At 65.9% G+C, this 14033-nt stretch carries 12 protein-coding genes; all 12 read left to right on the plus strand.

Features of this window, described 5'->3' with window-relative positions; translation table 11 throughout:
- Positions 1-33: 33 nt before the first annotated feature.
- The 12 genes from C8C94_RS17705 to C8C94_RS17760 all read left to right on the plus strand — a co-directional run bounded on the left by C8C94_RS17705 (position 34) and on the right by C8C94_RS17760 (position 13936).
- Positions 34-780, plus strand: coding sequence for an N-acetyltransferase (locus tag C8C94_RS17705; RefSeq protein ID WP_233573504.1), 747 nt, complete (start codon positions 34-36; stop codon positions 778-780).
- Complete coding sequence (locus C8C94_RS17710) at positions 777-1295, plus strand: phage tail protein (protein WP_121421640.1); 519 nt, start codon at positions 777-779, stop codon at positions 1293-1295. Before C8C94_RS17705 ends, C8C94_RS17710 begins: the two co-directional genes overlap by 4 nt.
- A gap of 12 nt (positions 1296-1307) precedes the next feature.
- Positions 1308-1823 carry a phage tail protein gene (locus C8C94_RS17715; RefSeq protein WP_121421641.1) on the plus strand — a complete coding sequence of 172 codons (516 nt, stop codon included), beginning with the start codon at positions 1308-1310 and terminating at the stop codon, positions 1821-1823.
- A 15-nt stretch (positions 1824-1838) separates the two neighbouring features.
- Positions 1839-2381 (plus strand): phage tail protein, encoded by a 543-nt coding sequence (locus C8C94_RS17720; RefSeq protein WP_121421642.1) that lies wholly within the window; start codon positions 1839-1841, stop codon positions 2379-2381.
- A gap of 52 nt (positions 2382-2433) precedes the next feature.
- Positions 2434-5931, plus strand: a complete 3498-nt coding sequence (locus C8C94_RS17725; protein ID WP_121421643.1) for an S-layer family protein — start codon at positions 2434-2436, stop codon at positions 5929-5931.
- 215 nt (positions 5932-6146) lie between these two features.
- A complete protein-coding gene (cysC, locus tag C8C94_RS25910; RefSeq protein ID WP_233573604.1) occupies positions 6147-6524 on the plus strand; it encodes an adenylyl-sulfate kinase in 378 nt (125 codons plus the stop codon).
- A gap of 303 nt (positions 6525-6827) precedes the next feature.
- Positions 6828-8006 (plus strand): MFS transporter, encoded by a 1179-nt coding sequence (locus tag C8C94_RS17735; protein WP_121421644.1) that lies wholly within the window; start codon positions 6828-6830, stop codon positions 8004-8006.
- Positions 8007-8134: 128 nt separating this feature from the next.
- Positions 8135-8695, plus strand: coding sequence for a single-stranded DNA-binding protein (ssb, locus tag C8C94_RS17740; protein ID WP_055400317.1), 561 nt, complete (start codon positions 8135-8137; stop codon positions 8693-8695).
- A gap of 314 nt (positions 8696-9009) precedes the next feature.
- Positions 9010-9585, plus strand: coding sequence for a hypothetical protein (locus C8C94_RS17745; RefSeq protein ID WP_055400315.1), 576 nt, complete (start codon positions 9010-9012; stop codon positions 9583-9585).
- 86 nt (positions 9586-9671) lie between these two features.
- On the plus strand, positions 9672-10385 hold the full coding sequence (locus C8C94_RS17750; RefSeq protein ID WP_121421645.1) for a Bax inhibitor-1 family protein: 714 nt from the start codon (positions 9672-9674) through the stop codon (positions 10383-10385).
- Positions 10386-10807: 422 nt separating this feature from the next.
- The gene (locus tag C8C94_RS17755) at positions 10808-12448 is read left to right on the plus strand and encodes a hypothetical protein (protein WP_233573505.1); all 1641 of its coding nucleotides are present in this window, start codon (positions 10808-10810) and stop codon (positions 12446-12448) included.
- A gap of 246 nt (positions 12449-12694) precedes the next feature.
- Entirely contained in the window at positions 12695-13936 is a 1242-nt protein-coding gene (locus C8C94_RS17760) for an ISL3 family transposase (protein WP_121419550.1), read from the plus strand.
- The last annotated feature ends 97 nt before the right edge of the window (positions 13937-14033 follow it).

Below are 14033 nucleotides of genomic sequence, written 5' to 3' on the forward strand. Positions count from 1 at the left end.
CTTCGTCCCATTCAGTCCGAGGACGAAAATTTATTGCTCGCCATCTTCGCCTCCACGCGTGAAGAGGAGCGCCAACTGCTGGGCTGGCCCGACGCAGCGTGGGACGCGTTTGTGCGCCAGCAGTTCTCCTTTCAGCACACGCAGTACCAGACCGCCTACGCCAACCCCTCATTTCTGCTGGTGTTGTGCGACGGCGAAGTGGCCGGGCGCCTGTACCTGGACCGCAACCCGGGCGAAACCCGTCTGGTGGACATCGCGCTGCTGCCGGCCTGGCGCCGCCGGGGCATCGGGAGGCTGCTGCTCGAATCGCTGGTCGTGGAGTCCGACACTAACGGAATCCCCATCGGCCTGCATGTTGAAAGAAACAACCCCATCCTTGGCTACTACCAACGCCTGGGATTCCAGCTGGAGGCGGACAAGGACGTCTACCTGTACATGCGGCGGCCCAGCGCGCTCGGCCCGCTGCCCCCTGCGCAAGACTTCGCGCCGTGGGTGGGAACGGACTTCGTGCTTGTGCTTCCGAGCGGCGCTCCCCCCGCTTCGTTGCGCCTGGTGGAAGTCACGCCCTGGAAAGGCCAACGCAACCAGGTCTGCTCGCTGTACTTCACCGGGCCCGATATGGGCCGCCCGGCCCACGACACCTACACCTTGGTGCATCCCCACCTCGGGCGTTTTCCGTTGTTCCTCGGTCCCGTCACGGGCGGCGCGGCAGGGGACTTGTCCTACCAGGCGGTCATCACCCGCCTGAATTCACCACCCGAGGAGGAACCCCTGACATGAGTGAAGCATTCATTGGCGAAATTCGCCTTTTTGCGGGCAACTACGCGCCCCAGAACTGGGCCCTGTGCGACGGTAGGTCGCTGCCCATTTCAGAATACGACGTCGTTTTTGCCCTGCTGGGGACCACCTACGGCGGAGACGGGGTGACCACGTTCGCACTGCCCGACCTGCGAGGTCGGCTGCCAATCGGTGTTGGGCAGGGCACGGGCCTGAGCGTCCGCGTCCTGGGCGAGCGAGTCGGGGTAGAGCAAGTCACCCTGCTGCCCAACAACGCTCCGGCCCACACGCATGCGATGGTCGGGGGCGGTGCGGCCAGCAGTACCAACCCCGCCGGCCTGGTACCCGCCGCCGTGACCGGCTTCAACCTGTATGCGGCCAGCACCACCTCCCCGCAGACTCTTGCGGCGAGCACGGTGGACGTGGCGGGCGGGGGGCTGCCGCACAACAACGTGATGCCCTCGCTGCCGCTGAGTTTCATCATCTGCCTGAATGGCATCTACCCCAGCTCCAACTGAAAGGAACACGTCATGGAACCCTTCATTGGCGAAATTCGCGCGTTTGCATTCGGCCAGATCCCCAAGGGCTGGGCGCTGTGCAACGGAAGCCTGCTGGCCATTGCACAGAACCAGGCACTGTTTTCTCTGCTCGGGGTGCGCTACGGCGGCAACGGACAGACTACGTTCGCGCTGCCCGACCTGCGCGGCCGCACCCCCGTGGGGTACGGGCAGGTGGTGGGCGTCAGCCTGCCGCTGGGCACCAGCGCTGGGGCAGAAGCCGTGGCGTTGACGACCGCGCAAGTGCCATCGCATACCCACGCTCTGCGAGGCACCAGTGAGCAGGCAAGCACCAACAACCCTGCGGGCGGCGTGCTGGCACAGACGGCCAACGCCGCGTCTGCTGCATATGCCGTGCCCGGCAGCGCCACGCTGGCCGCGGCCGCTGTGGCCCCCAGCGGCACAGGCCTGGCGCACGAGAACATGCAGCCTTCGTTGGCCGTAAGCTGGTGCATCGCCACCGTCGGCCTCTATCCATCCCGCAACTGAGTCAGGAGTACCCGCATGGCAGACCCGTTCTACGGCGAGATCCGCGCCTTCGCTTTCGACTATGCGCCCGTGCACTGGGCTTTTTGCCAAGGCCAACTCGTTGCCATATCGCAGAACACGGCGTTGTTCTCGGTAATCGGTACGCAATTTGGCGGCAACGGCACGACCACCTTCGGCCTGCCCAACCTGCAGGGCACGGCCCCCATGGGCAGCGGCACGGGGCCCGGACTGACGCCGCGCACCGTGGGGGATGCGGCAGGCACGGCATCGGAAACACTGCAGCCCGGCGAGATGCCGCAGCACAGCCACGCCGTGACCGCGGAAGGCGGTAACGCGACCGCCGCCGTGCCACAGGACAATTTTCTGGCGAAAGGCCTTGTGCCGGGCGCGCGGCCCAGCCCTCGCCCCACTTATGCGGCAGGCGCCACCACCACCCCGCTGGCGGGCAGTGCGCTGGCGCCCTTCACGGGCGGCGGGCAGCCGCACACCAACATGCAGCCCTATCTGGCGCTGAACTTCTGCATTTGCCTTTCGGGCGAATTCCCCGTGCGCAGCTAACCCCCTCGCCGAGCCCATCGCATCCACCCTTGTCATTGTGAGAGCCCTTGCCATGCACCCCAACACCGCACCCGTCCCGGGCATAAAACCCGTGTCCCATTTCGTGCGCCTCTGGCTTGCATGGCTGGGGGCTCTGCTGCTGGCGCTGGCCCTGCCCGCGCAGGCTGCCGTCACGACAGGGGTGGTGGACTTTGGCACCGGACATACCAGCCTTTCCCTGGCCGGCATCCACAACGGAATCGCCTTCGATGGCTTAGCGGGACCGGACGGCCTTGGATGGCTTTACGGCGACTCTGCCGCCAGTACCAGTTGCACTAACTGCGCAGGACAGGGGGACTTCTTGCTCCCGGAAGCGACAGGGCCTTCCGTGGCTCATTTCCGCGCCGCCACCCCCGGCGACACGTTCAACCTCAGCGCCGTGCGGATCTACTACTACGGCATCTCCGACACCACCATTACGGTCACGGGTTACCTCAATGGCAACCCAGTAAAGACGGTACCGCTGGCAGTCACGACGGCGTCCTCGCAACTGGTGTCGTTCTACCTTGGACTGACCAACGTTGACCGCGTGAGCTTTGCTTACGACAACTTTGACTTCGCCATGGACGACCTGGGGATCGCCCCCACGCCCACGGTGACCGCCATTTCGCCCACCGCCGGGCCCACGGTGGGCAGCACCTCAGTCACGATCACCGGAACCGGCTTCAATGGAACCAACGCCCCCTCGGAAACGGTGGTGAAATTCGGCGCCACGACGGCCACCGCCTCGGTGGTCAATGACACGCAGATCACCGCCACCGCGCCTGCCGGTACAGGCACCGTGAATGTCACCGTGACCACCGCCGGAGGCCCCAGCGTCACCAGCGCGGCCGACCAGTTCACCTACGTCGCGCCGCCCACGGTGACCAGCATCGCGCCCACCAGCGGATCGACGGCGGGAGGTGCCTCGGTGGTCATCACCGGCACCAATCTCAGCGGCGCCACGGCGGTGGTCTTTGGTGCCACAGCGGCCGCGGGCTTCACCGTCAACAGTGCCACCCAGATCACCGCCACGGCACCTGCCGGCGCGGCGGGTACGGTGGATGTGCGGGTTGCCACGGTGGGCGGCACCAGTGCCACCAGCGCGGCCGACGAGTTCACCTACATTGCGGGCCCTACGGTGAGCGGCATTTCGCCCACCAGCGGTCCGACCAGTGGCGGCACCACGGTCGTCATCACCGGCACGGGTTTCACGGGCGCTACGGCGGTGTCTTTTGGAGGGACTGCGGCCACCGGCTTCACCGTGGACAGTGCCACCCAGATCACCGCCGCCGCGCCAGCGGGCACGGGCACGGTGGATGTGCGGGTCACCACCCCCAGCGGTACCAGCGCCACCAGCGCGGCCGACCAGTTCACCTACATCCCGCCCCCGGTGGCCAATGCCGTCAGCGCCACCGTGGCCTACGGTAGCAGCAGCAATCCAATCACGCTGAACATCACGGGCACGGCGACCAGCGTCGCCATCGCAACGCCCGCCAGCCACGGCACAGCGAGTGCCAGCGGCGTGTCCATCACGTACACCCCCACAGTGGGGTACGGCGGGCCCGACAGCTTCACCTACACGGCTACCAACGCCAGCGGCACATCGGCCCCCGCCACGGTGACCATCACGGTGAGCGCGCCCACCATCCTGTACTCACCAGGCAGCCCGCCCAGCGGTACGGTCGGCGTGGCCTACAGCCAGCCTTTGGCGGGAGCCATCGGCGGGACCGGCCCCTATACGTATTCGGTGACAAGCGGAAGCCTGCCCCCGGGGCTCAGCCTGGCAGCAAACGGCACCCTCTCCGGCACGCCAACGGCCGTTGTCAGCGCCAGTTTCTCAGTGCGCGCCACCGACAGCAGCAGTTCCACGCCGCCTGCCACCGGCCCCTACAGCAGCGTTGCCCAGCCTCTGACGCTGAACATCGTGGCACCCACCATCTCCATCGCACCAACCACGTTGCCCAATGCCACCGCCGGCACCGCCTACAGCCAGACGGTGACGGCCAGCGGCGGCGCATCGCCTTACAGCTATGCGGTGACTGCGGGGGCACTTCCAGCGGGCCTGGTGCTGAATACCACTTCGGGGACGGTCACCGGCACCCCCACGGCGGCTGGAACGTTCAACTTCACCGTCACGGCAACGGACAACGGCAGCTTCACAGGCTCCCGGGCATACACCGTGACGATAGCGGGGCCCACGATCACCGTGGCGCCAGTCTCGCTGCCCGCCCCGGTGGTGGGTGTGGCGTACAGCCAGGCGGTGAGTGCGAGCGGCGGCACCGCCCCTTACAGCTACGCAGTGGTGGCGGGCGCCCTTCCCCCAGGGCTCACTCTCTCCGCCGCAGGAACGCTCTCTGGCACGCCGACCGCAGCGGGTCCTTTCACCTTCAGCGTTCAGGCCACGGATTCGACCACGGGCACAGGAGCACCTTTCACGGGCGCGCGGGCATACAGCGTGACGATCGCGGTCCCCACGATCACCATTGCACCCAGCACCCTGCCCAACCCAACGGTAGGCACCGCCTATAGCCAGACGGTGACGGCCAGCGGCGGCCTGGCCGCCTACAGCTACGCAGTGACGGCCGGTACCCTGCCCGCCGGCCTGGCGCTGAACACCACCACGGGCGCCGTGTCGGGCACCCCCACCACGGCCGGCGCCGCCAGTTTCACCATCACCGCGACCGACGCCAACACCTTCACCGGCGCCCAGGCCTATTCGGTGACCGTGGCGCCTTCGGCGAACGCCGACCTGTCGGCGCTGGCGCTCAGCAGCGGGACGTTAGTCCCGGCGTTCAGTGCGGGCACCACGGCCTACACGGCATCGGTAAACAACGCGATCAACACCCTGACGGTAATCCCCACTGTCGCCGCAGCTGGCGCCACCGTGACGGTGAACGGAACACCAGTGGCCAGCGGCGCTGCGTCCGGCGCCGTCACACTCAACATCGGCAGCAATACCGTCACCGTGGTGGTCACCGCGCCCAATGGCACTACCACCAAGACGTTCACGCTGACGGTGACACGTGCGCCGCTGCAAAGCGTGGTGGATGGAGCGAGCGGAATGACGGTCTCCATCGCGAACAACAGCCCCACGTGCACCTTCACCAGCACGTCGTTCGCTCCCGCTGGGTCGGTCGGCACGCCGCCACCTGCGGGGTATTCCTACCCGTACAACATGGCGGCCTTCACCGCAGCGCAGTGCGACCCCGGTAGTGTGTTGACGGTGACGATCACGTTCCCGAACCCGGTGCCCGCCGGGGCCGTGTTGATGAAGTACAACCCGGCCGCGACGCCGCCCTGGCAGCCGTTCACGCCCGCGGTCAGCGGCAACCAAGTGATCTACACCATCCAGGACGGCGGAGCACGCGATGAAGATGCTGCGGTGAACGGCACGTTCGTAGATCCCGTGGTCCTGGCCGCGCCCCTAGCCGCCACGGGCATCCCCACCCTGAATGAATGGGGATTGCTGCTGCTGGCGGCCCTGGCTGGATTGCTGGGATGGCGGCAGCTGCGGCGGCGCACCTGCTGATGGCACAGGACGGCATGGCGCCTGGGCGCTCGCGACCCGCCGTCCTGCCGCTGCTTTTCTTCATACCGAAGCGCTCACCGTCACGCGCAGCGAGCGCGAGCACCTAGCGGGCCATCCCAGCCGGGTGGTGTGGCTGACGGGCCTGTCCGCACCAGCAAACCACCATTGCCAACGCGCTGGAGCGGGAACTGCATCGCCAGGGCAAACGCACCTACATCCTGGACGGCGACAACATCCGGCAGGGCCTGAACCCTGATCTGGGTTTCTCGGATGCGGACCGGGCAGAAAACATCCACCGCATCGCGCAGGTGGCACGCCTTTTTGTGGATGCGGGCGTGATAGTGGCGGTGGCGCTCATCTCACTTTTCCGGGCCGAACGCGATGCGGCCCGCGCGCTGTTTGCTCAGGGTGACTTTCCGGAAGTGTTCGTCGACGTGCCGCTTGCCGTTGCGGAGGGACGCGACCCCAAGGGTCTGTACCGCAAGGTGCGCTCCGGCGCGCTGCCCCAGTTCATAGGCATTGAGTCGCCCTACGAGCCACGGCAGACCACCGAACTGGTGCTGCCCACCGCCCACCTCACGCCCGCGGAATGAGTACAGAAAATCTGCGCCGCGTTGTGAGCCGTTGCGCTGACCGACTCCCTCCCAGACCGCGCTCCCCTGAGTCGGCAGGTGCAGCGGTAATCCCGGGCAGAACGCAGCCGCAGCGGGGCACCGTACGGCGTAGTCCTCCCATGGTAGGGGCGCGTGCATGGTGTGCTCTTGCCACCCTCAACGCGCGGATGGGCGAGAATCGCCGCTTTACCCCGCCCACAGGGCATCATCGTGCCGGAACCCTCTTCTTCCGTTTTGACGTCCGCATCCCAGCCCCTGCCACAGTCGCCTTCCAGCACCGCCATGACCCCGCAGGAGCGCCGCTCCAGCCTCAGCCTGGCGCTGATCTTTGCGCTGCGTATGCTGGGCCTGTTCCTGGTGTTGCCCGTGTTTGCCCTGGAGGCCCGCAAGTACCCCGGTGGGGATGACCCCGCGCTGGTGGGGCTTGCCATGGGCATCTACGGCCTGACGCAAGCCGTGCTGCAGTTGCCGCTGGGCATGGCGTCCGACCGGTTTGGGCGCAAGCGCGTGATCGTGCTGGGCCTGCTGGTGTTTGCGGCGGGCAGCCTGCTGGCCGCGCTGGCCGATTCGCTCACGGGACTGCTGGTGGGCCGCGCGCTGCAGGGCGCCGGGGCCGTATCGGCCGCCGTGACCGCCCTGCTGGCCGACCAGACCCGCGACGCCGTGCGCACCAAGGCCATGGCGCTGGTGGGCGGCAGCATCGGACTGATGTTTGCCGTCGCGCTGGTGGCCGCACCGGTGCTGACAGCCCACATCGGGCTGACGGGCCTGTTTGGCCTGACCTGCGCCCTGGCGCTGGCGGGCGTGGCGGTGGTGATTTGGTGGGTGCCTGCAGAAACCGCGCAGCACCAGAATGCGCCCCGGGGCCGCCTGGCCGATGTGTGGGCCCACCCCGACCTGCTGCGCCTGAACCTGGGGGTTTTCGTTCTGCACACCGTGCAGTTGTCCATGTGGGTGGCCGTGCCGGCCATGCTGGTGCAGGCGGGCCTTTCCAAAGACCACCACTGGCAGGTCTACCTGCCTGCGGTGGTGCTCTCGTTTGCGGCCATGGGCGGGCTCTTTGCGCTGGAGCGCGCGGGCCGCCTGCGCGCCGCCCTGCTGGGTGCCATCGCACTGGTGCTGCTGGTGCAGGCAGGCCTGGGCCTGCTGGCGGGCAGCGGCAGCACACCCACACTGTGGGTGCTGGGGCCGTTGCTGTTTGTGTTTTTCTGCGGATTCAACGCGCTGGAGGCCAGCCAGCCCAGCCTGGTGTCGCGCATGGCGCCGCCGCAGCTGCGCGGCGCGGCGCTGGGCAGCTACAACACGCTGCAATCGCTGGGCCTGTTTGCGGGCGGCGCGCTGGGCGGCGCCTTGGTGAAATGGGCCGGCGCGCCGGGCCTGTTTGCCGCCACCACCGTGCTCACGGCCCTGTGGCTGGTACTGACCTGGCCCCTGCGGCCCTTGGGGCGCGGCGGCCACTGAGTGGTGGATCGAGCCATGCCGCCAGAGCTTCCATTGCGAGCCGGTTGCGGCACAATGGCGCGTTTGGCGCCCGGAATCCTTCTCCAAATCCGGCGCTTCTTTCATCCCTTTAAGGCAAAAACAGCACCATGGCATCCGTAAACAAAGTCATCATCGTCGGCAACCTGGGCCGCGACCCTGAAATGCGCACTTTCCCCAGTGGCGATCAGGTGGCCAACGTGACGATTGCCACCACCGACAAGTGGAAAGACAAGCAGTCTGGCGAAATGAAGGAAGCCACCGAGTGGCACCGCGTGGTCTTCAACGGCCGCCTCGCCGAGATCGCTGGCCAGTACCTGCGCAAGGGCTCGCAGGTGTACGTGGAAGGCAGCCTGCGCACCCGCAAGTGGACTGACCAGAGCGGCGTGGAAAAGTACAGCACCGAGATCCGTGCCGACCAGATGCAGATGCTGGGCAGCCGCCAGGGCATGGGCGGCGGCCAGGGTGGTGGCCAGCAAGGCGGCGGATACGACGATGGCGGCTACGGCGGTGGCGACCAGGGCGGCGGCTACGACCAGGCCCCCCGCCGCGCCGCGCCCCCACCACGCCCCATGGCGGCCCCTGCCCAGCGCCCTGCGCCTGCGCCCGTGGCACAGCCACCCCGCGCAGCCTCGGGGTTTGACGACATGGATGACGACATCCCGTTCTAAAAGCCGCGCTTTCCAGCTTTTGCAAAAAGGCCCGCAGCACAGACGCTGCGGGCCTTTTTTTGCGCCCGCACGATGGTCAAGAAGCGCTGAGAGGCTGAGGCAACGGCACGCAGCGCTTCTTCTACAACGGCCAGCGCCCTCACCACCCCCTCAGTTTGTCCAGTGCGGCACGGGGACAACGGCGCCAACACTTTCTTACACCGGTTGCGCCCAACTCGAAGATCATCGGGCGCTTGTTGGCGGCTGGCCCGCGGTGCCGCCAGCAAATTCTGGTTAGTCACAACAACATTCAACAGCACAAGAGAGGGATAGCCATGCCAGGCTTTGTTCGCAAGATTTTGATTTTCATCACCGGTTACGCGTGGCTGCTGCTACTGGCCGGGCCCGGCCTGATCGGCCTGTCGCTGTACAGCGGCTGGAAGGCCGATGGCGACCATGCCTACGCAGCGCGGGAAAGCCTGCAGAGCGTGGCAGGCACGGTGACGCAGGCTTCGGAGGTCACTGTCAAGCGCAAGCGCCGCGCTACCAAGCAGTTCTACGAAATCAGCGTCCAGCCCGATGGCGCAGGCGCCGAGGCCCGCAAGCTGCGCATCGACTACAGCACACCCCAGGAACTGGTTGGCAACCTGATCGACGAAAAGATCACCGCTTTGGTGGACAAGAGCGACAACGACCTGGTGTACGAAGTGGCGGTCGATGGCAAGCCCGTGATCAGCTATGAGACCACCAGGCAGCGCCTGCAGGCCGAGGCAGCGTCCTCCGCCCGGTCCTTCAGCGGCGCTGGCACCTGGATCTTCGCGATCCTGCTGACGCTGATCGGCGCCGCCGGTGTGTGGTCCAACCGCAGGCTGCGTGCAGCGGACTCCAGCCAGCAGCTCAGCGCGGCCTGAGAAATTTTCACAGAGAGGGAGGGAGGAGGCGCCTGGTGCGCCCCTCCCGTGATTTCACAACCAACACACAGAGCGAGGAATACGCTATGAATCCCAATGTCCTGACCCCTTCGACGCCGGAAGGCGCACCGTTTGAACGGCGCGATTTCATCGTTGCTACCTACAAGCACCTCGGTGTGGCCATGCTGGCCTTCGTGGTGCTTTCCGCCGTCCTGATGGCGACCGGATTTTCCGGCACAGCGGCCAAGATGCTGCTGGCCAGCGGCAACAAGTTCCTGTGGCTGGGCGTCATGGGCGCGTTCATGCTGGTGGGCTGGCTGGCCTCGTACATGGCCGACAACGCAGAGAGCCCGCAAACACAGCTGATGGGCCTGGGCCTGTATGTGCTGGCCGAAGGCCTGATCTTCGCGCCGATGTTCGGCATCGCCCAGATCGTGGCCCCCGGTGCCATTGGCGCTGCGGCCTTCATCACGCTGCTGCTGGTGGGCGCGCTCACCTGGACGGCGTTCACCACCAAGACCAACTTCTCGTTCCTGGGGGGCATCCTGAAGGTGGGTGGCCTGGTGGCCCTGGGCACCATCATTGCCGGCGCCATCTTTGGCTTCAAGCTGGGCATCTGGTTCTCGGGGATCATGGTGCTGTTTGCCGGCGCCTGCGTGCTGTACGACACCTCGCGCATCATCCACGACTACCCCGCCGACCGCCCTGCGGGCGCTGCGCTGCACCTGTTTGCATCGATCGCGCTGATGCTCTGGTACGTGCTGCGCATCCTGATCAGCCTGGCGACCAACGACGACTGAGCCGCCATCCTCGAAGCCCCGCGCGGTGGCAAGGGCCGGCTCCTGCAAAGGGGTCGGCCCTTTTCTTTGCAGCAGGCTGAAATCCAAGAAAAAACAGGCTCTGGCGCTTGATGAACAAGCGGGAATAGCTATATTATTGATAGCAAATGATCGTAGATGCATTCAGGTGCACCTGACAGGCGTGGCCCAGCCGACATCCGAGCTCGCATTCCCCGTGGGCGCACCGCAGCCCCACAGCCTGCCGCCCAACTCTGGCATGCCATTTTCCTGTCGTCCCTTGCGCCCGCTGCTGGCACAATTAGAAACAGCAAGACAGCCAGCATGCACCAGTGCGCGCTCGCTGGCCCGTCGATAACGCCTCGCGCGCCACGGCGGCATCTCGAAGACTCCCCAATTACCTACTGATCCTCTTTCTGTCCATCATGCGCAAATACTTCTGGCTATCCTTGACCTGTGCGGCCCTGCTCGCCAGTTGCGGCGGCGGCTCGTCCGACGGCGAAGACGTGGGCCCCGCCCCTGGCGTACAGCAATACCCCGGCGGCATATGGGAGGGCACGGTGGGCACCGGCGCTGCGCAGCGGCAGGTGGTGGGCTACATCGATCCCGGCCCGCTGGGCACCGGGGGCGAGTTCTACATGGCACGCGAGGCCCCGGGCGCAGCGGGCTTTGATGCGATTTACGGGCGTTTGAATGTCAACGTCACGGCAGTGCTGGCCACTGGCGTCACGTACTACTCGGTCCAGGACGGCAAATTTGCCACGGGCCTGACGCTGCGTGGCACGGCATCGAACAGCGGCAAGATCGGCCGCACCGACGGCATCAGCGGCAATTACTCCGACCCGGTGCAGACGGCCGCTGCGTCCGGCGCGGTGGTGCCGATCAAGCTCTCGTACAGCAGCCTGAACTTCCACCCCGCACGCGCGAGCCTGGTCGAGGGCACCTACCGGGGTACCGGCCTGTTTGGCGGTGGATGGGTACTCACCGTCACCCCACAGGGCCAGCTCTCGGGTCGCATCGGCGGCTGCCTGGTCACGGGCACGGCCACGCCACGCGCCGCAGACTCTCCGCTGTATTCGATGACGCTCAATCTCTCGGGCGACACCACCTCCTGCGAGGCCAGCGGCACGCAGCAATCCGGCATCGCCGTGCTGCGGTTTGATGCGGCAGGGGTGCCCAACGGCATCTGGGTGTTCACGCGCAATGCGACGGGCCCGAACAACACCTTCACCCTCAACGGCATTGCCGACCCCCGCACCACAGTACCGCCTTCCACCACGCCGTTGTCGGTGGCAGGCAACTGGCAGGGCTCCTTCACGCTGCCTGCAGGCGTGATTGGCGATACGACCGTCTGGGGCAGCGTGCTGCCGGACGGTGGCCTGTTCTTCTACACCAACAGCAGCCTGGACCACAACGCGCTGTATGGCCGCCTTATCCGCTACGAGAACAACGTCACGAACAACCGTTTTGTGACGGCCAACGACGGCGTGTTCTTCAATCGCCTGCTGGCCAACACGGGCGCCTACAACGAGTCCGTGCTGATCGACGGCACGCTCCAAAGTGGCGATGGCACCAGCACCGCCGGCCTGTTCAGCGGCAGCTTCAGCTACCCAACGCAGCCAGGTGGTTTCCCCACCCGCTTCAGCGTGACGCCCGACCCGCTGTACGCCCTGCCCTCCGGCAAGGTGCCCAACGCGGCTCTGATCGTTGGTACCTACAAGATGGCTGGCACGGGTTTTGGTGGCGACACTACAACGCTGACGGTGTTTGCCGATGGCGCCATCACGGGCCTGACCACCAGCGGCTGTGAAGTGGCGGGCAAGCTCCTGGGCGAACTGGGCAGTGGTCTGAACCTGTACCGCGTCGAGGCATTCGGCTACCTCAACAGCCCCAACGCACCCATCACCTGCGGCCTGTCCTCGGGCCCGCCGCAGTCCGGCTCGGCATCGGCACAGTTCGATGCGAATGGCAAGGTCATTGGCCTGCGCATTCTGACTGCCGGGTTGTCCGTGGCTGGCACACGTGCCCACACCGTGTTTGTGGGCGCCAAGCAGACCACGCCGTAACGGCAAGGGAGCCCCCCTCGCGCTAGGCGGGGGGGTGCTCCAATCGAGCAATCACTGCGGTACCCCTGTGGTCGGCCCATGGGCCTTGGCTTACAGCGCCTTCACCCCGCGCAAGCGCCATTTAGCACGCAGACAGCGCTCCCGCCACAAGCGGGTTGCCCATAAAAAAGGGGCTCTCTTCCGTTTCGGGTGGAACACTACAGTTCAAATAAATCCATTGACACCCCCTGAACAGGAGCCCTCCCGATGCAAGAAGCGTTGTTCTGCCAAGCGTTGGGGCTGGCCGCGCCCTGGGCTGTGGAGCGTGTTGCACTGGATGTCGAGCGCAGCCGCATCGACCTGTACGTGGTCTGGCAATCGGGCAGTGCCGCCTGCCCCGTTTGCGCCGCAGCTGAGCAGAAACTGCATGACCACCGCCAGCGCAGCTGGCGGCATCTTGATTTCTTTCAGTTCGAAGCCTACGTGCACTGCGCGCTGCCTCGCGTGTCATGCAGCGCCTGCAGCTCTACGACCCAGCTGAGTGTTCCCTGGGCGCGAGAGGGCAGCCGCTTCACGCTCATGTTCGAGGCTCTGGCTCTGACGCTGGCCCGTGAGATGCCGGTGGCCGCGTGTGCACGCATCCTGCGCTGTGCGGACAACGCCTTGTGGCGCCAGATCGATGCCCATGTCAGCTTGGCGCGCGCCAAGGAGAGCTACGCGGGTGTGGCGGTCATCGGTATCGATGAGACCAGCTGCGCCAAAGGCCACAGCTACATCACCCTGGTGCACGATCTTGAGCGGGCGCGACTGATCTACGCCACACCCGGCAAGGATGCCAGCACCGTGCAGCGCTTTGCGGCGGACCTCAAGAGCCACCAAGGCAGGCCCGAAGCCATCCAGGTGGTGTGCATGGACATGTCCAAGGCCTTTATCGCAGGAGCAGGCCAGCACTTGCCCCAGGCGGCCATTGCCTTTGATGGCTTTCATGTGGTGCAGATGGCCAACCGGGCAGTGGACGCAGTGCGGCGGGAAGAGGCCCGGGGCGAGCGCTGGCTCAAGAAGACCCGTTGGTGCTGGCTCAAGGACAAAGCCAAGTGGACGGACAAAGAGCAGGCAAAGATGGATTGGCTGCCTCGCACCCGATTGAAGACCGCCAGGGCGTGGCGGATGAAGGAGGCGCTGCGCGATGTTTACAGGAACTCAGACGCGGATGCCGCCAGCAGTGCACAGGCACTCAAGAAATGGCTGCACTGGGCGCAACGCAGCCGCTTGCAGCCCTTCAAGGACTTGGCCAAGACCATCCAGCAACACTGGGCGGGAATACTCCAGGCGTTTGATGCTTCTCATCTGCACACCGGCTATGTGGAGGCGGTGAACTCACTGTTGCAAGCAGCTAAGGCCAAGGCGCGTGGCTATGGCACCACCGATCACTTCATCGCCATGGCGTTCTTGATTGCTGGCAAGCTCACTCACCTGCCAGGCAGTCCTTTGCGAAAAGCAAGGGCCTGACCATGGCTCTGGTGGGGAATGTGGCGTTCCACCCGAAATGGAAGAGAGCCAAAAAAGGCCCGTCGCACGTGAAGTGCGACGGGCCTTTTTGTGGACT

Source organism: Acidovorax sp. 94 (genome assembly GCF_003634645.1).
Lineage (GTDB): Bacteria > Pseudomonadota > Gammaproteobacteria > Burkholderiales > Burkholderiaceae_C > Acidovorax > Acidovorax facilis.